Raw genomic sequence first — 21,147 nt, 5'->3', positions numbered from 1 at the left:
ATCGCGGCGCTTGCAACAATTACATCCTTAAAGGCGTGGCGATCATCATGCCGCGGCGCGGCGAAGTCGGTCGTTGATTGCCTCGCCCAGGCCGTGTCCGGGCACCGGTGCGACCGCGATCGCGCTTGCCGCGCTCGCGTCCGCGCGGTGGAGCGCGTCGAACAATCGCGCCGCCGCCTCGGTCAGGTCGCCGCTCACCGACAGCGTGTCGTCGCCCGCGACCGGACCGAACCCGATCAGCCATTCGCCCGGCCGCGCCTCCGCCGCGTCCAGCCGGATCGGCTTGGCCGGCGCATAATGGCTGGTGAGCTGGCCCGGCGCGACGATCGGCCCGCCCGCCGCCGCCGCGGCAAGACCCAGCGCGGCGCGATCGATCGGGCCCGGGCGCAGCACCAGCCCGCGCGCGGGATCGACGATCGTCGATTCGAGTCCGGCGGGGGTCGGCCCGGCATCCAGGATCAGCGGGATGCGCTCGCCGAGGCTCGCGGCGACATGCTCGGCGCGGGTCGGGCTGATCCCGCCGCTCGCATTGGCGGACGGCGCGGCGAGCGGGCGCCCGGCGGCGCGCAGCAGCGCCTGCATCGCCGGATGCGCGGGCATCCGCACCGCCACCGTCGCCAATCCCGCGGTCGCCAGCGACGCCACCGGGCTGTCCGGCGCCAGCGGCAGCACGAGTGTCAGCGGCCCCGGCCACCAGCGCGCCGCCAGCGCCAGCGCAGCCTGATCGAACACCGCCACCCGCCGCGCCGCGTCTAGGTCGGGCACGTGGACGATCAGCGGATTGAAGCTCGGCCGTCCCTTTGCGGCATAGATGCCGGCGACCGCGCGCGAATCGGTCGCGTCGGCGGCGAGGCCATAGACCGTCTCGGTCGGCACCGCGACGCAGCCACCCTCGGCGATGACGCGCGCCGCCGCCTCGATCGCGCCGGGCTCGCCGTAGCGTAACGTGCGCGTCGCGCCGGTCGGGTTTGGCGAGGGCATCGGAAAGCCGCTATATCGCGCGCAAAATCACGACAAGAGAGGACTGATGAGCTTCACCCCCGCCATTGCCGAGCAGCGCTTCGTGCTCACCCATGTCGCCGGCATCGACGATCTCGCCACCAGCGACCGCTTTGCCGAGGCGACGCCCGACACGATCGAGGCGGTGCTGGAGGGCGCGGGCCAGTTCGCCGTGGGCGAATGGGCGCCGCTCGACCGCGTCGGCGACACGGTGGGCGCGCGATGGACCGAGCAGGGCGTGGTGATGCCGGACGGGTTCCGCGCCGCGTATCAGGGCTATGTCGACGGCGGCTGGGGGACGATCGGCTCGCCCACCGACTATGGCGGGATGGGCATGCCGTTCGCGCTGGCGAGCGCGGTGCTGGAGACGTTGGGCACTGCCAATATGGGTCTGGGCCTTTGCCCCACGCTCAACGGCGGCGCGATCGAGGCGCTGATGCACCATGGCAGCGCCGAGCAGCAGGCGGCATACCTGCCGCACCTGGCGACCGGTGAGTGGCCGGCGACGATGAACCTGACCGAGCCGCAGGCGGGCAGCGACGTGGGCGCGCTTCGCACCCGCGCCGAGCCGCGCGGCGACGGCAGCTGGTCGCTGTCGGGGACCAAGATCTTCATCAGCTATGGCGACCACGACATGGCCGACCAGATCGTCCACCTCGTCCTCGCGCGCACGCCCGATGCGCCGGCGGGCACGCGCGGGCTGAGCCTGTTCCTCGTCCCCAAGTACCGGCTGGATGAAGCGGGCAAGCCGGGCGACTTCAACGACATCCGCGTCGTGTCGATCGAGCACAAGATGGGCCTCCACGCCTCGCCCACCTGCGTCCTGTCCTTCGGCGACCATGGCGACTGCATCGGCGAGCTGATCGGGGCCGAGGGCGGCGGGATCGCGGCGATGTTCACGATGATGAACAACGCGCGCCTCAATGTCGGCCTGCAGGGCATCCAGGTCGCCGAGCGCGCGACGCAGCGCGCGGTCGCCTATGCGCTCGACCGGATGCAGGGCGCGCGCGCCGGCACCGGCGTCGCGATCATCGAGCATCCCGATGTCCGCCGCATGCTCCTTCGAATGAAGGCACAGACGCAAGCGGCGCGCGCGCTCGTCTATTATGCCGCGGGGATCAGCGACCGACTGGCACTGGGCGAGGGCGAGGCGAAGAAGCGGCTCGACCTCCTCACTCCGCTCGCAAAGGCGCATGGCTCCGATTTGGGCGTCGAGGTCGCGAGCCTGGGCATCCAGGTGCATGGCGGCATGGGCTATGTCGAGGAGACGGGCGCGGCGCAGCATTTCCGCGATTCGCGAATCACCCCGATCTATGAGGGCACGAACGGCATCCAGGCGGCCGACCTGGTCGGGCGCAAGCTCGCCATGGACAATGGCGGCGTCTTCCTTGCCCATCTCGAGACGATGCGCGGCGAGGCCGAGGATGCCGGCCTCAGGTCGCTGATCGATGCGTGCGAAGAGGTCGGGCGGCGGTTGATGACCGCGGATGCCGACGACCGGCTCGCCGCGTCCTATCCCTTCCTCACCATGCTGTCGGTCGCGACCTGTGGCTGGCTGATGGAGCGGCAGGGGCGGATCGCCGCGACGGCGGAGGGCGACCCGGCATTCCTTGGGCAGAAGCGGGCGGCGGCCCGCTTCTATGTCGAGCAGATCGTGCCGGAGGCCTTGGGGCTCAAGGCGTCGGCGATGGCGCCTGCCGCCGCGCTCTACGAGCTGCCCGCAGCGGCGTTCGCTGCCTGAGATCGGTTGCGGGTAAAGGCGCGCGGTCCTAGATCGCGCGCCATGACGCTGCCGCCGCCGCCCGAATGGGCCGATCATGACGCCGTCCTGATCGGTTTCCCGAGCCACCCGGAAATCTGGGGACCGCCGCTTGCCGGTGCGAGGAAAGAGACGCTCGCCTTCGCCAACGCCCTCGCCGATGGCGGCCGCGGCGAGCGGGTGCTGCTCGTCTGCGCCGATGCGGAGGCGGCTCGCGCCGCCGCCACCGGCATCGAAAAGGGTGTCGAGATCGTCACCGAGGCGTTCGGCGACGTCTGGCTGCGAGACACCGCCGCGATCGTCACCGGTGACGGCAGCGCGCGCGCGTTCCGCTTCAACGGCTGGGGCGGCAAGTACGACTTTCCCGGCGACGAGGATGTCGGCGCCCGACTTGCCGAGCGACGCGGCCTCGCCTTCGAGCCGTGCGACTGGGTGCTGGAGGGCGGGTCGATCGACGGCGACGGCACCGGCCTGGTCGTCACGACCGAGCAATGCCTGCTCAATCGCAACCGCAATCCCGGCCTGTCGCAGCGGACGGCGGAGGAATGGCTGCTGTGCGACCTGGGCTTCGATCGCGTGCTGTGGCTGGGCGACGGGCTGGTCAACGACCATACCGACGGCCATGTCGACAATCTCGCGCGGTTCGTCGGCCCCAACCGGCTCGCGGTGCCGCAGCCGGAGGAGAACGACCCCAACTGGCTGATCTATCAGGATGCCGCGCGCCGTGCCGAGGCGTTCGGGGTCGAGGTCGTCCGCCTCCCCTCCCCCGGCCGCGTGCTGGTGGACGAGGAGGTCGTGCCGGCGAGCTACATGAACTTTTATATCGGCAACACGGTGGTGGCGGTGCCGACCTATGGCCAGCCCAACGACGCGCGCGCGGTCGAGGCGATCGGCACGCTGTTCCCCGGCCGCCGCGCGGTGGGGCTTCGCGCCGACCACATCCTGACCGGCGGCGGCAGCTTCCACTGCATCAGCCAGCAATTGCCGAGGTTCGCATGACCCCGAGGTTCGCATGACAGAAATCACCGTCGCGGCGATGCAGCTCGCCTTCACGCGCGACCTGGACGCCAACATCGCCGCGGTTAGCGAGCTGGTGCGCGAGGCCAAGGGCCGCGGCGCGCAGGTCGTGCTGCCGCCCGAACTGTTCGAGGGCGAATATTTTTGCCGCACCGAGGAAGAGGAATGGTTCGCGACCGCGCGCCCGGTCGACGAGCATCCCGCGGTGCTGGCGATGCAGCGGCTGGCCGACGAGCTCGACATCCATATCCCGACCAGCTTCTTCGAGGCGGACGGGCCGCATCACTATAACTCGCTGGCGATGATCGCGCCCGGCGGGCGGATCGAGGGCGTCTATCGCAAGAGCCACATTCCCGACGGGCCGGGCTATGAGGAGAAATTCTATTTCCGCCCCGGCAATACCGGGTTCAAGGTCTGGGGCGGCCCGGGCGCGAAGCTGGGCGTCGGCATCTGCTGGGACCAATGGTATCCGGAAACCGCGCGCGCGATGATGCTGATGGGCGCCGAGATCCTCTTCTATCCCACCGCGATCGGTGCCGAGCCGCACGATCCGACGCTCGACACGCGGCGGATGTGGCGGCGCGCGATGCTGGGCCATGCGGTGTCGAACGTCGTGCCCGTCATCGCCTCCAACCGGATCGGCAGCGAGCACGGACAGCTTTTCTACGGTCACAGCTTCATCTGCGACGAGTTCGGCGAGATGCTGGCCGAGTTCGGTGCGGAGGAGACGGGCGTGCTGACCGCGACGCTGGACCTGGCGCGCGTCAGGAAGAACCGCGCGGGGATGGGCTTCTTCCGCGACCGGCGGCCGGAGCTTTACCGGCGGCTGGTCGAGGACGTTTGATATAATCGTCACCGGCCCCCGAGCCGGGGTCCCGCTTATACTCGTTACGAAGAGAAAGAAGCGGGACCCCGGATCAGGTCCGGGGTGACGAAGAAGGTTGTTACGCCGTCACCGCCGTGCGCCAGCCATCGGCATAGGTCTCACGCGCGACGCGCGAATAGGGCACCGGGCTGACGATCGCGCGGACTTCGAGCTGCTGGTGCGGCTCGACCGTGGTCTTGCGCGTGCCGCCATTCTCCTCGCCCCAGACGACGCGGACTTCGGTGCCAACCTCGATCGACGGATCGATCGTGGCGAGGCTCAGCGCCTGCTTCTCGTTGTAGCTGTAGCCGGTGAACATCGACACGCCGACGGTCTTTCCATCCACGGTCACGCGGTCGTAGTTGGACGAGGCATAGTTGGCGAGCGGCACGTCGAAGAACTTGTACTGGACGCCGTCCGGATCGAACAGCGACGCCATGATCTTGGCCATATCCTCCGGATGCCAGGCGAGCGTCACCTTCTTGCGCTGCGCCTTGCGATCGAGCGCCTCCAGCGCCTCGCGACCGTGGAAGTCGTGGTCGAACTTGACGAAGGGCCCGTAGCCCAGCTCCCACGGGTTGAGGTAATAGTCCTCGATATTGTCGGACACGAAGCTGCCGCCGATCGAGCCCGTCGCCTCATAGCTGTCGGCGCCCAGCCACTCGCGGTACGCCTTCAGCTTCTCGCCGGTGTAGATCGCGGGCAGCGGCGAGGGAATCCAGCCGCTCTCCAGCGTGTTCGACGGATAGGCGCGGCTGCCGCAGGGGACGAGGCCGAATTCCTTGCCCGCCTCCAGGATCGCGGCGCGGATCTCTTCCTGCTCGGCATAGGGGCCCCAGATTTCGAGACCCGGCGCGCCCGACATGCCGTGGCGCAGCGTGCGAACGTGGCGGCCGGCGATGTTCATCGTCGACATGTTGAAGAATTTGAGCTGCTCGAGCGGGCCGCCATGCAGCTTCTCGATCACCGCCCAGGCGTTCGGGCCCTGGATCTGGAAGCGCCACTCCTTGCGCGACACCGGCTTGCCCATCGGCCGCATCGGCGAGCGGTCGTCGAGCTCGATTTCCACGTCATAGCCGCCGGTCGCGGCATGATAGCGCAGCCAGTTCGACGCCGGCGCGCGGCCGACATAGGTGAAGGACTGCTCCTCCTCCCAGAAGATGATGCCGTCGCCGATGACATGGCCATAGGGGGTCGTCGGCACATACTGCTTGGCCTTGCCCGGCGCCCAGCCCTTGGGGCTGTTGACCATCGTGTCGGAGAGCAGCTTCAGCGCGTCGTTGCCGCGGATGTACAGGTTCACCATGTGGTGCGACTGGTCGAACAGCACCGCCGAATGCTGCCACGCCCACTGCTCCGAACGCCAGTTGTGGAACTCGGGCGCCACAACCGGATAGACATAGGCGCCGAGCTGCGAATTGCGCAGCAGCTCCACCGTATTGCCCGCGCCCTGAAGCACCTGTTCGAGATTCTGCGCCGTCATGCTCGCCTCTCCATGCGAAGTTATGATGCGAGGCATAGCATTATTCGTATGCGAGGCAAACGATCTGTGCGGCAAGTGTGCCGCCCTACTCTCTTCGTCACCCTGGACCTGTTCCGGGGTCCACCGTGCCGCGAGCCAAGCGGCCGCTGAGTGCGCGGTGAGGTGGACCCCGGAACGGGTCCGGGGTGACGAGTGGGGGCATGGGCACCCTCACACACACCCGTCACCCCGGACTTGATCCGGGGTCCCGCTTTCTAAGGTGCAGAAGAATAAGAAGCGGGATCCCGGATCAGGTCCGGGATGACGATTACCCCAATCGCTGACCCATGCGCGCGATCGCGAGTCCCTCGACCTCGGCCAGGATCGCGCCGGCGTTGCCCGGGGCGGTGATTGCGCGCTCGGCGGTGCGGACGCGTTCGACCGCGCGGGCGAGCTGCGCGGCGTTCCAGCGGCTGAGCGCGCGGATCGTCGCGGCTTCCTCCTTCCAGAACACGCGGTGCCGCTTGACCACGACCGCGGCGCTGTCGCCGCCCTCGACCTCTCGCCGCATGTCGGCCAGCGCGATCAGCCGCTTGGCGAGCTGGCGCAGCGTCGGGATGGCGAGATTGTCGTCGGCGATCGCGGCAAGCTCTGCGCCCGCGGTCACCGGATCGCCGCCCACCACTGCCTCGATCGCGGCGCCCATCGCGCTTTCGTCGAGCACCGCGCCGATCGCGTCGAGCACCTCCGGCCCGCAATCGGCAGGTCGCTCGGGCGCGGCATCGAGATAGAGCGCGAGCTTCTCGACCTCGCGCGTCATCACCGCGCGGTCGCCGCCGGTCGCCGCGACCAGCCGCTCGGCACAGCCGCCGCCCAGCCGCACGCCCTGGTCGCGCGCGATCTGCGAGGCCAGGCGAACGGCATCCGCCCCCTCCGGCACATAGAGCGCGCATCCGACCGCGTTGGCCGCGGCATCGACCAGTTTGACGATCTTGCCGGTCTTGCGGAGCGACGGGGCGATGGCGACCACCGGATTGCCCGCGCGCGGCGCGGCGAGCAGCAGGCTCACCGCCTCCAGGCTCTCCTCGCCCATGCCGGTCACGCGGATGAAGCGGCGGTCGCCGAACAGCGACATCGACGCCGCCTCGTCCGCCAGCCGCCCCGGATTGGACTTGAGCGCCGCGCCGTCCAGGTCGACGCGCTCCGCCGCCTGCCCCAGCGACTTGTGGAGCAGCGCGGCAAGGTCGGCGGCGCCCGATTCGTCGGGACCGTGGATCAGGTAGAGCCGCGTCGCCTCGTCGGGTTTCTCCAGCCGCGCGCGCATCTGCGCGGGCTTGAGGTTCACTGGTCGTCCCGGACGCGCTGCGCGTAGAGCGCGATCCGCGCGACGATGCGATCGGCGACGATCCCCGACAGCCGCTCCAGCGCGGACTGTTCGGCGGCGATCGTCGCATATTCGCTGCTGACGACGTCGATGCCCGCGTCCGATCCCGCGGTCGCGTCGACGACGACGCCGCCATTGGCGAGATCGACGAGCTGATAGCGCGCGCGCAGCGTCCGCCGCTCACGCGTGATCGTGTCGTTGCGGCGCACGCCCAGCCCGATGATCTCGTCATCGAGCGTCACCTGAAGCCGATAGCGCGGGCTCGCCGAGCCGTCGGCGCCCGCCAGCCGGTCGCGGAGCGCATTGGTGACCAGCCAGCCATTCTGCCCGGCGATCGGCGCGACTTCGACTGCGGTCAGCGTCTGGCGCACCGACCCCTGCGGCCCGCCGCCATAGAGCGGACGCATCCCGCATCCACCAAGCGCGGCGGCAGCGATCGCGAGCAGGGCGGCGGCGCGGATCACGCGACGAGGTTCACGAGTCGGTCGGGCACGACGATCACCTTCCTGGGAGCCTTGCCGTCCAGAATGCGCACGACGTTCTCGGATGCAAGCGCCGCGGCCTCCACGACCTCGCGCGCCGCCCCCTTTGGCATGGTCAGCGTGTCGCGAAGCTTGCCGTTGACCTGGACCGCGATCGTCACTTCGTCCTCGACCAGCATCGCCGGATCGACCTCGGGCCAGGGCGCGTCGGCGATCAGCCCCGATTCGCCCCAGCCGGCCCACGCCTCTTCGGCGACGTGCGGGCACATCGGCGCGACGATGCGGGCAAGCGCGCGGATCGCGGCAGTGCGGTCGGCCGACGGCGACGCCTTCTCGATCGCGCCGACCAGTTCGTAGAGCTTGGCCACCGACTTGTTGAAGGCGAGCGCCTCGACATCCTCGGCGACGCCGGCGATCGTCTTGTGGAGCTTCCGCCGGAGCGCGACGTCCTCGCCCTCACCCACGGCGTCGGCGGTGAACAGCCGCCACAGGCGCTGGACGAAGCGCCACGCGCCCTCGATCCCCGCCTCCGACCATTGCAGGTCGCGCTCGGGCGGGCTGTCGGACAGCATGAACCAGCGGACGGCGTCGGCGCCGTACTGGTCGACGATCGGGCCGGGATCGACGGTGTTCTTCTTCGATTTCGACATCTTCTCGACCCGGCCAAGGCTGATCGCCTCGCCGGTCGCGATCTCGACACCGCCCTGCACCTCCTCTGGGGAGAGCCAGCGGCCGTCCGATGCCTTGTACGTCTCGTGCGTCACCATGCCCTGCGTGAACAGGCCGGCGAACGGCTCCTTCACGTCGATCATGCCGACATGGGCAAGCGCACGGGTCCAGAAGCGGGCGTAGAGCAGGTGGAGGATCGCATGCTCGACCCCGCCGATATATTGCTGGACGGGCAGCCACTGCTCGGCGACCGCGCGGTCGAAGGGCTTGTCGCCGGGCTGGCTGGCGAAGCGGATGAAGTACCAGCTCGAATCGACGAAGGTGTCGAGCGTGTCGGTCTCGCGCCGCGCGGGGGCGCCGCACGACGGGCAGTCGACATGGCGCCAGGTGGGGTGGCGGTCGAGCGGGTTGCCCGGCACGTCGAACGACACGTCCTCGGGCAGCTTCACCGGCAACTGGTCGCGCGGCACGGGGACGGCGCCGCAGGCTTCGCAATGGATGATCGGGATCGGCGTGCCCCAATAGCGCTGGCGGCTGACGCCCCAGTCGCGCAGCCGCCAGACGGTGGTGCCCCGACCCCAGCCCTCGCCCTCGGCGCGCGCAATCACCGCGGCCTTGGCCGCTTCGACGTCCATGCCGTCGAGGAAGCCCGAGTTCACCAGCGCGCCGGGGCCGGTATAGGCCTCGTCACCCTCGAACACCGCGTCGGTCTTGTCGCCCTCGCCGACGACGCGCGGCACGGGGAGGCCGTATTTGCGCGCGAAGTCGAGGTCGCGCTGGTCGTGCGCCGGCACGCCCATGACGGCGCCGGTGCCGTAATCCATCAGCACGAAATTGGCGATGTAGACGGGGAGCGTGCGGCCCGCGTCGAACGGGTGTGCGACGGTCCAGCCGGTATCGAAGCCCAGTTTCTCGGCAGTCTCCAGCTCGGCGGCGGTGGTCCCGCCCTGCTTGCACTTCTCGATAAACGCGGCTGCGTCAGGATCGTCCGCCGCGCGCGCCTGCGCGACCGGATGGTCGGCGGCGACCGCGACGAAGCTGGCGCCGAAGATCGTGTCGGGGCGGGTGGAATAGACCTCGATCTCGGTATCGAACGGCGGGGTCGGCTGGAACCGGAACTGGAGACCGACCGACTTGCCGATCCAGTTCTCCTGCATCAGCCGCACCTTGTCGGGCCAATGCTCCAGGGTGCCGAGACCCTCCAGCAGCTCGTCGGCGAACTGCGTGATCTTGAGGAACCACTGGTTGAGCTTGCGCTTCTCGACCAGCGCGCCCGACCGCCAGCCACGGCCGTCGATCACCTGCTCGTTGGCGAGCACGGTCATGTCGACCGGATCCCAGTTCACCGCCGATTCGCGGCGATAGACGAGGCCGGCGGCGAGGAGGTCGAGGAACAGCGCCTGCTCGTGACCGTAATAGGTGGGGTCACAGGTCGCGAACTCGCGCGTCCAGTCGAGCGCGAAGCCCAGCCGCTTGAGCTGGCCCTTCATCGCGGCGATGTTGTCGTACGTCCAGGCGCCGGGATGGACCTTGCGCTCCATCGCCGCATTCTCGGCGGGCATGCCGAACGCGTCCCAGCCCATCGGGTGCAGCACCTCGAACCCGCGCATCCGCCGGAACCGCGCGAGCACGTCGCCCATCGTGTAGTTCCGCACATGGCCCATGTGGATCTTCCCCGACGGATAGGGGAACATTTCCAGCACATAGCTCTTCGGCTTGGGCGAATCGTCCTGCGCGGCGAACGTCGCGCGCTCGTCCCACACGGCCTGCCAGTGGGCATCGGCCTTCAACGCGTTGAAACGCGTGGTCATTTTCTCAACTCCGTTGAGGTCGCGGCGCCGGCCCGCTCCCCCACCCCGCCTCCCGTCGGCATCATGTCTGGGAGGCGGGGTGGGGGAGCGGGCCGGCGCCGCAAGCCATCAAAGCATTATCTTCAGCCGACGACCGCGCCGCGGCGCATGTCGCGGGCGCGGGTCAGGATGATGTCCTCGAGCTTCTGGACCGTCGCGGCCTGAACCGGCGCGGCGACCCACTGGCCGTTGGTGTTCACCTCACGCAGCGCCGCGACGCGCAGCGCATCGGCGCGCAGGTCCTGGTCGAGGATCGTGACCGTCACCTTCATCCGCTCGCCGGGCGTGTTGGGGTTCACGTACCAGTCGGTGACGATGACCCCGCCGTTCGAGTCGGTCTGGAGCAGCGGCATGAAGCTCAGCGTCTCCAGGCTGGCGCGCCACAGATAGCTGTTGACGCCGATCGTCGTGATCTGGCTGGCGGCCAGGTCGCGCGGGCGGTCGCCCTTGCCCCCGCAAGCGGCGAGCGCGAACACGAGCGGAAGGGCAAGAGCCAGGCGGCGCGACATCGGCGGAGTCCTCGAACAAGCGAAAATTACGAAGCGGCATCTCTATAGGGGCTCGCGGGCGCGCCGCAAGCAGCGCGCGGGCGGCGCAATCTGTGGGCCGGATGCAACACTCCGGGTAAATCCGCGCGGGGAGTGGAACGTCCGGGCTTAAGCATGGTAGGCGCAGGGACGATAAAGAGGGGATTCGGTGTGGGCTTGCGAACGGCCATGGTCGGGTTGAGTGCGGGGGTGCTGGCCACCACCGTGTTCGCGCTCGTCCCCGCCGCCGGTGCCTCACGACCCGACGAAGTGCGCTTCGCGCGCCGCATCGCGCCCGCGACCAGTGGCCGGTCGGGCATCGGATCCTTCACCCCCGCTTCCGCCGACCCCCGCCTCGCTGCCGCGATGTCGCGTGCGGGCCTGTCGGCGTCGGGCTTCCGCTTCACCCCGTCCGAGCAGCAGAGCAAGCGCCAGGACGTGACCGTCGCGGTGCGCGCACGCACGTCGCGCGGCGGCGAGCCGCTGCGGACCGCCACCGTTTCGATCCCGACCGTCGCCGCCGCCAGCATGCAGCCGATCGCGTACAATCTGGGCATGTCGGTCGGCTGGAAGCGCTTTGCCGTGTCCGGCGACGTCTCGCGCGTCGACCTGGGCGCGCTGCCCGGCAGCCGCGAGGCGATGGACCTGGGCGTCAGCTATACCGGCAAGCGCCTGAGCGGCCGCGTGCAGGCGCGCGCCGACAAGCCGACCGGCACCGAGCCGCGGATGGTCGCCGAAGCGCCGAGCTATTCGGTCGATCTCGGCACCTCCTACTCGCTCACCCGCAATCTCGATGTGACCGCGGGCGTCCGCTATCGCGCCGACGAAGAGCGGATGCGCCTGCCGCAGCTCACCGACACCCGCCGCGACAGCCAGGCGGTCTATGTGGGGACGGCGTTCCGGTTCTAAGGACGCCGGACCGGCTCAGTATTTGAGCCCGGTATCGCACAGCACCGTCACGACCGTCGGTTCGCCCGCCAATCGGCCGGACCCGAGCAGCGCCAGCGCGCCGCAGACGTTCGCTGCCGCCGAATAGCCGACATACAGCCCTTCCTCGCGCGCGAGGCGACGGCGCATCGACTCGACCGCCTCGTCCTCGACCGCCAGGCTCAGGTCCATCAGCCGCGGATCCCAATGCGGCGGCGCGGAGCCGTAGCCGGTGCCCTGGATCAGGTGCCGGGGCTTGGTCACCGGCTCACCGGCAAGCGGGCGGCAACCTGCGGGCTCGACCGCGGCACAGATCGTGGCGGCGCTGGCGGCCTTGAGCGCGCGGGCGACGCCCATGAAGGTGCAGCCCGACCCCACCGCCGCGACCCAGGCGTCGACACGGCCGCCCACCTGACGGAGGATCTCCTGCCCGGTCTCGCGTTCGTGGACCGCCAGCCCCTCGGGTGCGTGGAACTGGTCGACATAGAAGGCCCCGCGTCGAGCGGCATAGTCGCGCGCAGCGGCTTCCGCGGCGGCGACGTCTGCGCCCGTCACCTGCCCCGGCTGGCCATCGACCTGCTCGATCAGGTGCACCTCGGCGCCGAGCCCCTCCAGCATCCGGGCGCGCGCGGGACTGTTCCCCGCCGACATCATGACGACCAGCGGATGGCCGAGCGTCGCACAGGCGACGGCGAGGCCCGCGCCCATGTTGCCGCTCGTCATCTCGACCACGGTCATGCCCTCGCGCAGCCGGCCGTCGACGCGCGCCGCGACGATGATCGCGCGCGCGGCGCGATCCTTGACGCTGCCGCCGGGCTGCATGAACTCGGCCTTGGCGAGCAGCCGGCCGGGCCCGCGGTGGATGCGGTCGAGCGCGATCATCGGCGTGCCGCCGACCGCATCGAGCGCGGAGGCGAGGATCATGGCCGCGACTCGCTATCCAGCCCGTCGATCGCGGCCCAGCCGTGCAGGCTTAGCCCGCCAAGCCGCCGCATCCGCGCGGCCGTCATGCCGCCAAGCGCCACCACCGGCATCCCCGCCCCCCTCATCATCGATCCCAGCCGCACCGGCCCGAGCGTCCTCGCGCCCGGATGCGAGCGAGTGGGGAACACCGGCGACACGAACACGAGGTCCGCGCCTCCTCGCCGCGCCGCGACGATCTCCGCGCGGTCGTGCGCCGATGCGGTCCGCAGCCCCCGCCCACGCGCGTTATGCACGCCCATCTCGCCACGCATCGGCGTGTCGCCCGCCCGCACCAGCACCAGCCGTCGTCGCCGCGCCGTCGCCAGCACCCGCGCGAACCGCGCGCGCCGCTCGGTGGGCGGCGTCGCATAGTCGCGGAACACGACGCCGCTTCCCCGCGGCAAAGCCGCCAGCGCCGGCCACAGCCGTTCGCCCAGCCGCTCGTCGGTCATCAGCCACAGGCGGGGGAGCGTCGAAGGGTGGCGGCGCGGCATCGGCGTCCCTATAGCGCGCGCGATGACGAACGACGATGCCGCCGCCCGCCTCCACACCGTCAGCCAGGAAATCGCTCGCGCCGCCACGATCGCGGGCCGCAAGCCCGAGGACGTGACGCTGATCGCGGTCTCCAAGATGCACGACGCCGATGCGATCCGCCCGCTGATCGCCGCCGGCCACCGCCATTTCGGCGAGAACCGCGTGCAGGAGGCGGAGGGCAAATGGCCGGCGCTGCGCGCGGAAACGCCGGGCATCGTCCTCCACCTCGTCGGCCAGCTCCAGTCGAACAAGGCCGAGGCGGCGGTCGCGCTGTTCGATGCGATCCATTCGGTCGATCGCGCCAGCCTGGTCCACGCGCTCGCCAAGGCGATGGACAAGGCCGATCGTCGCCCCGCCTGCTTCGTCCAGGTCAATATCGGTGACGAGGCGCAGAAGGGCGGCTGCGCGGTGGCGGACCTGCCGGCGCTGCTCGCCGAGACACGCACCGCGGGCCTCCCCATCGCCGGGTTGATGGCGGTGCCGCCCGCCGATCTCGAACCCGCGCCTTATTTCGCGCTGCTCGCCAAGCTGGCGCGCGACGCCGGGCTGGCCGAACTCAGCATGGGCATGTCGGGCGACTATCCCACCGCAGTGACGCTCGGCGCCACGCACGTCCGCGTCGGCACCGCGCTGTTCGGAGACCGCGCATGAAGTTCGCCGGGATCATCTTCGACTTCGACGGCGTGCTCGTCGAAAGCGAATATGCGGGCAACCGGCACCTTGCCGAATACCTGACCCGCATCGGCCATGCGCACACGCCGGCCGAGGCGATGCAGCATTATATGGGCCTGTCGGGGCGCGCCTTCATCGACGCGATCGAAGGGCGGATCGGCACCGCTCTGCCCGAGGACTTCTTTGCGGAGCGCGATGTCGAGAACCAGCGCGTGCTGGCCGAGGGCGTGGGCGAGGTCGCGGGTGCCGTCGCCTTCGTCCGCTCGCTGCCCGCCGAATTCCCACGCGCGATCGCCTCGTCGAGCACGACGCACTGGATCCGCACGCACCTGCGCCATCTGGGGCTGGAGGATGCGTTCGGCGAGCATGTCTATTCGGGCAAGGAGCATGTCACCCGCGGCAAGCCTGCCCCCGACCTCTATCTCCACGCCGCCGCCGCGATCGGCGTCGCCGTCGCCGATTGCGTGATCCTGGAGGATTCGCCCGTCGGCGCGACCGGCGCTGTCGCCTCCGGCGCGCATGTCATCGGCCTGTGCGCGGGCACGCACTGCCCGCCCGACCATGCGCGCGTGCTGAAGGCGATCGGCGTCCAAGACATCGCCGCCGACTTCGGCGAGGTGGCGCGACTGGTCGGGCTGTAAGTCCGATCACGCTGTGCTAACCCCTTGGTGAAAAGGGGGAAGGATGGACGCGACACGCCAAGCACCGACGATCCTGCTGAAGGGTGAGTTCAGCCCGAAGCTGCGCATCTACATGCTCGCTTATGTGGGCGCGACGATGGCGGCGACGGTCGTCGGCATTCCGCTCCTGCCGTTCTGGCTGGTGCTCGGACCGCTCTACATCCGCCGCTATTTCGCGGCGCTGCGCTGCGACCTGACCGAGCGGACAGTGGTGATCGGCCGCGGCGTGCTGTTCCGGCGAGAGATGACGATCCCGATCGACAAGATCCAGGACATCTCGATCCGCGAAGGACCGCTGCTCTCGGCCTTCGGCATTCTCCAGCTGCGCATCGAGACCGCGGGCCAGACGCAGTCGAGCACGGGCAAGTCCGACGCCGACCTGATCGGCCTCGTCAACGCGCGCGCCGTCCGCGACCGCATCCTCGAACAGCGCGACGCGCTTGCCTTGCCGGATGCGACGCCGCGGCCGGTGGATGCGCAAGCGGCGCTGCTGACCGAAATGCGCGACGCGTTGCTGCGGATCGAGGCGCGGATGGCGGCGGGCGCCTAGCGCCCCGCGCGCGTCAACCGGAACGGCACCTCGCTGACCCGGCCACCCTCTTCCATCCGCACCCACATCGTGAGCGCGTCGGCGCCGGTCCGCTCGATCGTCATGCCGTCGAAGAACCATCGGTCCTTCTCGACCGCGACCAGCGGGAAGATCACCGGCTTGCCGGTCTTGTCCTCCCAGCCGCTCATATCGGGATTGAAGTGGCGCACGCGATAACCGATCGAGCGGCCGATCGGCACATAGTCGACGATCTCGGTGAACGCGACGCCGCCCTGGCCGTCGGCCATCGCGAAATGGCCGGTGATCCGCCCGCCGAGCGGCGCCGAATAGGTCTCGGTCACCTCAGCGCCCATGCCCGTCCCCGTCCAGCTTCCCGCCAGCCAGGCGAGGTCGTCCACCGACGCCGCCGGCGACGCGGCGCCGCCAAGCGTGCGCGTCTGCTGCTGCTGCGCGGCGGCCGGCGCCGTCAGCGCGATCGCGGCGGCAAGGCAAAGTCGGATCATCTGGCGCACCCCCCGGTTGCTCGATGCGCGGACGATGCGGCGGCGGGGCGAAACGCGCAAGCCGCCTAGAGCTGGTGCCCCGTCCGGTCGCGCTTGGTCGCGAGATAGCGTTCGTTGTGCGGATTGGGCGGCAGTGCATGCGGCACGCGCTCGGCGACCGTCACCCCTGCCGCCTCCAGCGCCTGGACCTTGCCGGGGTTGTTGGTGAGCAGCCGGATGCGGTGCTGGCCGAGCAGCTTGAGCATCTGCGCCGCCACGCCGAAATCGCGCGCATCGATGGCGAAGCCCAGCCGCGTGTTGGCGTCGACGGTATCAAACCCCTGGTCCTGAAGCGCATAGGCACGCAGCTTGTTGACCAGCCCGATCCCGCGCCCCTCTTGCCTCAGATAGAGGAGGATGCCCCAGCCATCGGCACGCATCGCCGCCAGCGCCGCGTCGAGCTGCGGTCCGCAATCGCATTTGAGGCTGCCGAGCGCGTCGCCGGTCAGGCACTCGCTGTGGAGTCGAACAAGCGGCGGCTGCCCGCTGGGCTGGCCGATCAGCAGCGCGACATGCTCGCCCGCCGCCTCCGGCGTGCGGAAGGCGACGATCTCGGCATCTTCGGCGGCGGCGACCGGAAGGCGCGCGCGGGCGGCGATCGCCAGGCGGTCGGCATCCTCGTGCGCGTCGATCGCGGCGATCGGCAGCGCGTCTTCCTCCGTACCCTCGCGCATGAAGAAGGCGGGCAGGATGCCGGCGATCCGCGCCAGTCGCAGCGCCGCTGCCGCCGCGTCGGCATGGTCGAGCGGCGCAGCGCGAAACGGTCCCTTCAAGGGCGCGGCAAGGTCGAACTGCGGATCGGCGAGCGCGGTCGCCGCGGCGAAGTCGAGCCACGGCGCGCGGAGGACGCGAACCGGCGCGTCGGGCACCGCGGCGTCCGCCTGGTTGGCGAGCTTGAGCGTCGCCGCTCGGCCCGCCGAAAGCAGCACGTCGGCACTCGACTGGGCATCGAAGTCGGCCAGGCGATTGGCATCGGCGGTCTCGATCGCCAGCACCTCGATCGCGCCGTCCGCGCCTGCGATCGCGATCGGCCAGCCGCGGCGGAGCGCGTCGATCGCGCGTGCTGCGTCGCGCGCCCAGTCTGCTTTGGGGCTCAAAGCGCGAACTCGGTCATCAGCGGCACATGGTCGCTGGGCTTCAGCCAGCCGCGGCAGCTCTCATACACCTGATGCCGCACCGCCGTCGCCGCGACGTCGGCGCTCGCCCACATATGGTCGAGCCGGCGTCCGCGGTTCGAGGCGGCCCAATCCTTGGCGCGATAGCTCCACCAGGTGAACAGCGGCTGCGGCGGCGGGATGAAGCGACGGCCGAGATCGACCCAGTCGTTCGCGGCCTGAAGCCGCCCCAGCGCCTCCACCTCGATCGGCGTGTGGCTGACGACGTCGAGCAACTGCTTGTGGCTCCAGACATCGCATTCGAGCGGGGCGATGTTGAAGTCGCCGACCACCAGCGTCGGGATGCCCGACAGCCCCTCCGACCAGCGGGTCATCCGCTCGACGAAATCGAGCTTCTGGCCGAACTTCGGATTGATCGTCCGGTCGGGCACGTCGCCGCCCGCGGGGACATAGACATTCTCGAGCCTCAGGCCGTTCGGCAGCCGGACGCCGACGTGCCGTGCCTCGCCATTCGCCTGCCAGTCGAGGCGGTCGTCCTCGACCAGCGGCACCTTGGACAGGATCGCGACGCCGTGATGCATCCGCTGGCCATGGATGACGATGTGCTCGTACCCGAGCGCGTGCAGCGGCGCGTGCGGGAAGTCGCCGTCGATCACCTTGGTTTCCTGAAGGCACAGGATATCGGGCGCGGTCTCTGTCAGGAACTGTTCGACGATGCCCATCCGGAAGCGCACCGAGTTGATGTTCCAGGAGGCGATCTTGAGCGTGTCGATCATGCGCCGCGCGATGTAGCGAGCCGTCGGGGTTTGATCCAGCATGGCCGAAGGGCGAGGACCGAAACACCGGTGGCCCAGACACGGAAAGGCCCCCGCTCCGGGGGCATGGAACGGGGGCCGACCTGGCGTTCAGTCACGCAGGCTGGAGGAAGGGGCGTGAAGCCCGGGCAACAGGGGGAAAATCCCGGAAGCGCCCCATCTCCGCAAGGGCCGTTCTAGCGGCGCCTACCTTGCGCGTGGATGAACGAACCGTCAGTTCCGACGCGTACCCCTCCGCGGGTCGTTGAAACGGAACGTGCTGTCGGAAACCGGCACGTTGAACCGTTGGTTGGAGAGCCGGACGGTGGTCCGGTTTTTCTGCGAATCGAGGGCGACCCATCCCTGGAGCATCAGCCCGCCCGGTGCCGACGCCTGCCGCTCGAAGATCAGCGTGATGCGGCCATATTCGGGACGCTTGGCGTCATAGGCCTCGACGCTCAGGATGTTGGGGCTGCTGCTCGGCACCACCTTGGCGAATTTCGAGATGTCGCGGCTGGGATCGATCAGCACGCCGAGCGGCGAGTCGCCGATCGGCCAGCGCGACCGCTGCCCGACCGAGTAATCGAGGAACCAGATCGCCTTTCCGTCGCCGACCAGCAGGATCGGCACGCCTTTCTCGTACTGGAAGCGGATCTTGCCCGGCTTCTTCAGCGTCAGCGTGCCGGTCAGCACCTTGTCCGCGCGGTCGGTCTGCACGAACGCCGCGGTCATGCTGTCGACGGCGCGCAGATGCGCCTGCACCGCGGCGAGGTCGGCCTGCTGCGCCTGCGCGGCGGGGACGGCGGCGGCAACGGCGACGAGCGCCGCAACGGGGGCGTAACGGATCATGGCAGTCCTAGACATGCGAGCGCGCTAGAGGTTCCGCGATGAAGCGGGCGTGAATCGGGCGTTCAGACTAGCGGTGGTCAGTTCAGCGGCCGCCCCTCGTCGTCCATCAGCACCTCTCGCCGGCCGACATGGTCGGGCTTGGAGACGAGGCCGTCCTTTTCCATTCGCTCGATCAGCCGGGCGGCGGAATTGTAGCCGACGCGAAGCTGGCGCTGGAGCCAGGAGGTCGAGGCCTTCTGGCTCTGTGCCACCAGTGCGGTCGCGTTGCGGTACATCTGTTCCTCGGGGCTGTCGCCGCCGGTCGGCGCGCCCTCCAGGCTGAAGCCGCCATCGCCTTCGGGCTCGTTGACGACCGCGTCGATGTAATCGGGCTCGCCCTGTTCGCGCCAGAAGTCGGCGATCGCCTGCACTTCCTCGTCGCTGACGAAGGGTCCGTGGACGCGCGCCAGCGCCTTGCCGCCGGGCATGTAGAGCATGTCGCCGCGGCCCAGCAGCTGCTCGGCGCCCTGTTCGCCCAGGATGGTGCGCGAATCGATCTTGGACGTGACGTGAAAGCTGATGCGCGTCGGCAGGTTCGCCTTGATGACGCCGGTGATGACGTCGACCGACGGGCGCTGCGTCGCCATGATGAGGTGGATGCCCGCCGCGCGCGCCTTTTGCGCGAGGCGCTGGATCAGGAACTCGACCTCCTTGCCGGCGGTCATCATCAGGTCGGCAAGCTCGTCGACGATGATGACGATCTGCGGCAGCGGCGCGAGGTCGAGCGTCTCCTCCTCATGGATCGGGCGGCCGTTGTCGTCGTATCCGACCTGAACCTTGCGGCCGAGCTTCTGGCCCTTGGCCTTGGCCGCGCGCACCTTTTCGTTGAAGGAGCCCAATGAGCGAACGTTGACGCTCGCCATCATGCGATAGCGGTCCTCCATCTGCTCGACCGCCCATTTCAATGCGCGCACCGCCTTGGGCGGGTCGGTGACGACGTCGGCGAGGAGGTGCGGGATCCCCTTGTACATGCTGAGTTCCAGCATCTTGGGATCGATCATGATCATCCGGCACTGGTCGGGCGTCAGCCGATAGAGCAGCGACAGGATCATGCAGTTGAGGCCGACCGACTTGCCCGACCCGGTAGTGCCGGCGACGAGCAGGTGCGGCATCGGCGCCAGGTCGGCGATCACGGGGTCGCCGGAGATGTTCTTGCCCAGCACGATCGGCAGCTGCGCCGCCTGATCGGCGAAGCCCTGACTGCCGATCAGCTCGCGCAGGTTGACCGTCTCGCGCCGCGCGTTGGGCAGCTCGATGCCGATCACGGTGCGGCCGGGAATGGTCGCGACGCGCGCGGACACCGCGCTCATGTTGCGGGCGATGTCGTCGGCGAGCTGGATGACGCGGCTCGCCTTGATGCCGCTCGCCGGCTCCAGCTCGTACATCGTCACGACGGGGCCGGGCCGGACGCCGACGATCGACCCGCGGACGTTGAAGTCGTCGAGCACCGTCTCGAGCAGCCGCGCATTGCGCTCCAGCGCACCCTTGTCGACGGTGTTCTTGGCCCCGGCCGGCGCCGGCTGGAGCAGGTCGGCGGGCGGCAGCCGGTAATTGTCGCGCAGGTCAAGCGCGTGCTGCGGCTTGGCGGCGGCGGGCGCGACCGAGGGCGCACGCTCCGCGATCTCGGGCGCGGGGCGCGGATCGGGAGCGACGGGCTTGCGCGGCGGCGCGGGCATCCGCGGCTCGGCAACGGGCGCCGCCTCGATCACGTCGTCGTCGACGTCGAAGGGCGCGTCGTCATCCTCCGCATCGCGCGGGGCGCGGCGCGGCAGCGCGAGCGTCGGGCGCGGGAGTGCGATCGTCATGCCGCGCGCCCACAGGATCACGCCGGCGATCCCGGCGAGCGCTCCGGCGCCGCGCATCGCCCACAGCTCCGCCACCGGGTTGCCGATCATCGCCGCGCCCGCGCGCACCGCCGCGGCGATGGCAAGGCCGAAGATGCCGCCATAGCCCGCCGGCAACGCCAGCACCGACCCGCCGGCAAGGAACGCCAGCGCGGTGCCCATCAGCACGGTGCCGATCAGCACCCCGCGCAGCATCGCCTTCCACGCGCCGACCGGGCGATCGCGCCACAGCCGCGTCCCGAAGACGAGGCCGAGCGGCATCAGGAGGAACGCCGGCATTCCGAACAAGGTGTACAGCGCGTCGGCGGCATAGGCGCCGGGGAAGCCCAGCCAGTTCTCCGCCGGGCCGCCCGCGGCGGTGTTGAAGCCCGGATCGCTCGGGTGATAGCTCGCCATCGCCAGCGTCAAGAGCGCGACGCCGAGGAACAGCGCCGCCGCGCCGAGCAACGCGCTCGACCGCCGCGCGCCCTCGCGCACGGTATCGCGCCACAAGCGATGCTGGGCCTGCGCACGGCTGGCCATGACGAACTTTCCCCCGAATGCCCTGGAACGGAAGGCGAATGATCGCCCGATGCGGGTTTGGCGTCAAGGTGGCGGTGGGGGAAGTGCGGTGGGCCGCACTCA

Annotated in this window: 20 protein-coding genes; 7 read left to right on the top strand and 13 right to left on the bottom strand. The window is 69.7% G+C overall.

The genetic code is table 11. From position 1 onward, the window contains the following. Window positions 1-45 precede the first annotated feature (45 nt). The gene (locus tag RS883_RS02790) at window positions 46-981 is read right to left on the bottom strand and encodes an L-threonylcarbamoyladenylate synthase (RefSeq protein WP_315762432.1); all 936 of its coding nucleotides are present in this window, start codon (window positions 979-981) and stop codon (window positions 46-48) included. Between the two features lie 46 nt (window positions 982-1,027). Between RS883_RS02790 and RS883_RS02785 the strand changes: the two genes are divergently transcribed. From RS883_RS02785 to aguB, 3 genes are read left to right on the top strand one after another with little or no spacing between them, the layout of a single operon-like run. Further along, window positions 1,028-2,740, top strand: a complete 1,713-nt coding sequence (locus tag RS883_RS02785; protein WP_315762430.1) for an acyl-CoA dehydrogenase — start codon at window positions 1,028-1,030, stop codon at window positions 2,738-2,740. A 42-nt stretch (window positions 2,741-2,782) separates the two neighbouring features. Beyond that, window positions 2,783-3,757: an agmatine deiminase family protein gene (locus RS883_RS02780; RefSeq protein ID WP_315762428.1), complete on the top strand. Its 975-nt coding sequence runs from the start codon at window positions 2,783-2,785 to the stop codon at window positions 3,755-3,757. Window positions 3,758-3,770: 13 nt separating this feature from the next. Continuing rightward, on the top strand, window positions 3,771-4,619 hold the full coding sequence (aguB, locus tag RS883_RS02775) for an N-carbamoylputrescine amidase (RefSeq protein WP_315762426.1): 849 nt from the start codon (window positions 3,771-3,773) through the stop codon (window positions 4,617-4,619). A 100-nt stretch (window positions 4,620-4,719) separates the two neighbouring features. On the opposite strand, the gene ligM is transcribed toward aguB, so the two are convergent. The 5 genes from ligM to RS883_RS02750 form a co-directional block, all read right to left on the bottom strand. Then, window positions 4,720-6,123 carry a vanillate/3-O-methylgallate O-demethylase gene (gene ligM, locus RS883_RS02770; RefSeq protein WP_315762424.1) on the bottom strand — a complete coding sequence of 468 codons (1,404 nt, stop codon included), beginning with the start codon at window positions 6,121-6,123 and terminating at the stop codon, window positions 4,720-4,722. A 307-nt stretch (window positions 6,124-6,430) separates the two neighbouring features. Further along, window positions 6,431-7,447 (bottom strand): DNA polymerase III subunit delta, encoded by a 1,017-nt coding sequence (gene holA, locus RS883_RS02765; protein ID WP_315762422.1) that lies wholly within the window; start codon window positions 7,445-7,447, stop codon window positions 6,431-6,433. Continuing rightward, window positions 7,444-7,950, bottom strand: coding sequence for an LPS assembly lipoprotein LptE (gene lptE / locus RS883_RS02760; protein WP_315762420.1), 507 nt, complete (start codon window positions 7,948-7,950; stop codon window positions 7,444-7,446). The genes holA and lptE overlap by 4 nt, the downstream gene beginning before the upstream one ends. Next, window positions 7,947-10,448 (bottom strand): leucine--tRNA ligase, encoded by a 2,502-nt coding sequence (gene leuS / locus RS883_RS02755; RefSeq protein WP_315762417.1) that lies wholly within the window; start codon window positions 10,446-10,448, stop codon window positions 7,947-7,949. Before leuS ends, lptE begins: the two co-directional genes overlap by 4 nt. A gap of 122 nt (window positions 10,449-10,570) precedes the next feature. Then, complete coding sequence (locus tag RS883_RS02750; RefSeq protein ID WP_096342675.1) at window positions 10,571-10,996, bottom strand: DUF3576 domain-containing protein; 426 nt, start codon at window positions 10,994-10,996, stop codon at window positions 10,571-10,573. A gap of 207 nt (window positions 10,997-11,203) precedes the next feature. Here RS883_RS02750 and RS883_RS02745 point away from each other — a divergent pair, with 207 nt between their 5' ends. After that, window positions 11,204-11,923 carry a hypothetical protein gene (locus RS883_RS02745; RefSeq protein WP_315762412.1) on the top strand — a complete coding sequence of 240 codons (720 nt, stop codon included), beginning with the start codon at window positions 11,204-11,206 and terminating at the stop codon, window positions 11,921-11,923. Window positions 11,924-11,938: 15 nt separating this feature from the next. Here RS883_RS02745 and RS883_RS02740 read toward each other — a convergent pair whose 3' ends face one another. Continuing rightward, a complete protein-coding gene (locus tag RS883_RS02740) occupies window positions 11,939-12,865 on the bottom strand; it encodes a PLP-dependent cysteine synthase family protein (RefSeq protein WP_315762410.1) in 927 nt (308 codons plus the stop codon). Then, window positions 12,862-13,398, bottom strand: coding sequence for a thiamine phosphate synthase (locus tag RS883_RS02735; protein ID WP_315762408.1), 537 nt, complete (start codon window positions 13,396-13,398; stop codon window positions 12,862-12,864). Before RS883_RS02735 ends, RS883_RS02740 begins: the two co-directional genes overlap by 4 nt. 22 nt (window positions 13,399-13,420) lie before the next feature. Between RS883_RS02735 and RS883_RS02730 the strand changes: the two genes are divergently transcribed. The 3 genes from RS883_RS02730 to RS883_RS02720 are packed head-to-tail and all read left to right on the top strand — an operon-like array spanning window position 13,421 to window position 15,340. Then, a complete protein-coding gene (locus RS883_RS02730; protein ID WP_315762406.1) occupies window positions 13,421-14,089 on the top strand; it encodes a YggS family pyridoxal phosphate-dependent enzyme in 669 nt (222 codons plus the stop codon). After that, entirely contained in the window at window positions 14,086-14,751 is a 666-nt protein-coding gene (locus RS883_RS02725) for an HAD family phosphatase (protein ID WP_315762404.1), read from the top strand. The genes RS883_RS02730 and RS883_RS02725 overlap by 4 nt, the downstream gene beginning before the upstream one ends. A gap of 43 nt (window positions 14,752-14,794) precedes the next feature. Continuing rightward, on the top strand, window positions 14,795-15,340 hold the full coding sequence (locus RS883_RS02720) for a PH domain-containing protein (RefSeq protein ID WP_315762402.1): 546 nt from the start codon (window positions 14,795-14,797) through the stop codon (window positions 15,338-15,340). Here RS883_RS02720 and RS883_RS02715 read toward each other — a convergent pair. From RS883_RS02715 to RS883_RS02695, 5 genes are all read right to left on the bottom strand, one after another. Further along, window positions 15,337-15,843: a DUF6265 family protein gene (locus RS883_RS02715; protein WP_315762400.1), complete on the bottom strand. Its 507-nt coding sequence runs from the start codon at window positions 15,841-15,843 to the stop codon at window positions 15,337-15,339. The two genes, RS883_RS02720 and RS883_RS02715, sit on opposite strands and share 4 nt — an antisense overlap. A gap of 65 nt (window positions 15,844-15,908) precedes the next feature. Continuing rightward, window positions 15,909-16,979: a GTP cyclohydrolase II gene (gene ribA, locus RS883_RS02710; RefSeq protein ID WP_315762398.1), complete on the bottom strand. Its 1,071-nt coding sequence runs from the start codon at window positions 16,977-16,979 to the stop codon at window positions 15,909-15,911. Continuing rightward, complete coding sequence (locus RS883_RS02705) at window positions 16,976-17,773, bottom strand: exodeoxyribonuclease III (RefSeq protein ID WP_315764935.1); 798 nt, start codon at window positions 17,771-17,773, stop codon at window positions 16,976-16,978. The genes ribA and RS883_RS02705 overlap by 4 nt, the downstream gene beginning before the upstream one ends. A gap of 252 nt (window positions 17,774-18,025) precedes the next feature. Further along, entirely contained in the window at window positions 18,026-18,640 is a 615-nt protein-coding gene (locus tag RS883_RS02700; protein WP_315762396.1) for an outer membrane lipoprotein carrier protein LolA, read from the bottom strand. Between the two features lie 77 nt (window positions 18,641-18,717). Further along, on the bottom strand, window positions 18,718-21,045 hold the full coding sequence (locus tag RS883_RS02695; protein ID WP_315762394.1) for a DNA translocase FtsK: 2,328 nt from the start codon (window positions 21,043-21,045) through the stop codon (window positions 18,718-18,720). Window positions 21,046-21,147: the final 102 nt, after the last annotated feature.

The organism is Sphingomonas sp. Y38-1Y (genome assembly GCF_032391395.1).
In the GTDB taxonomy this organism is placed as follows: domain Bacteria; phylum Pseudomonadota; class Alphaproteobacteria; order Sphingomonadales; family Sphingomonadaceae; genus Sphingomonas.
This window is presented reverse-complemented; position numbering and strand designations above follow the sequence as displayed.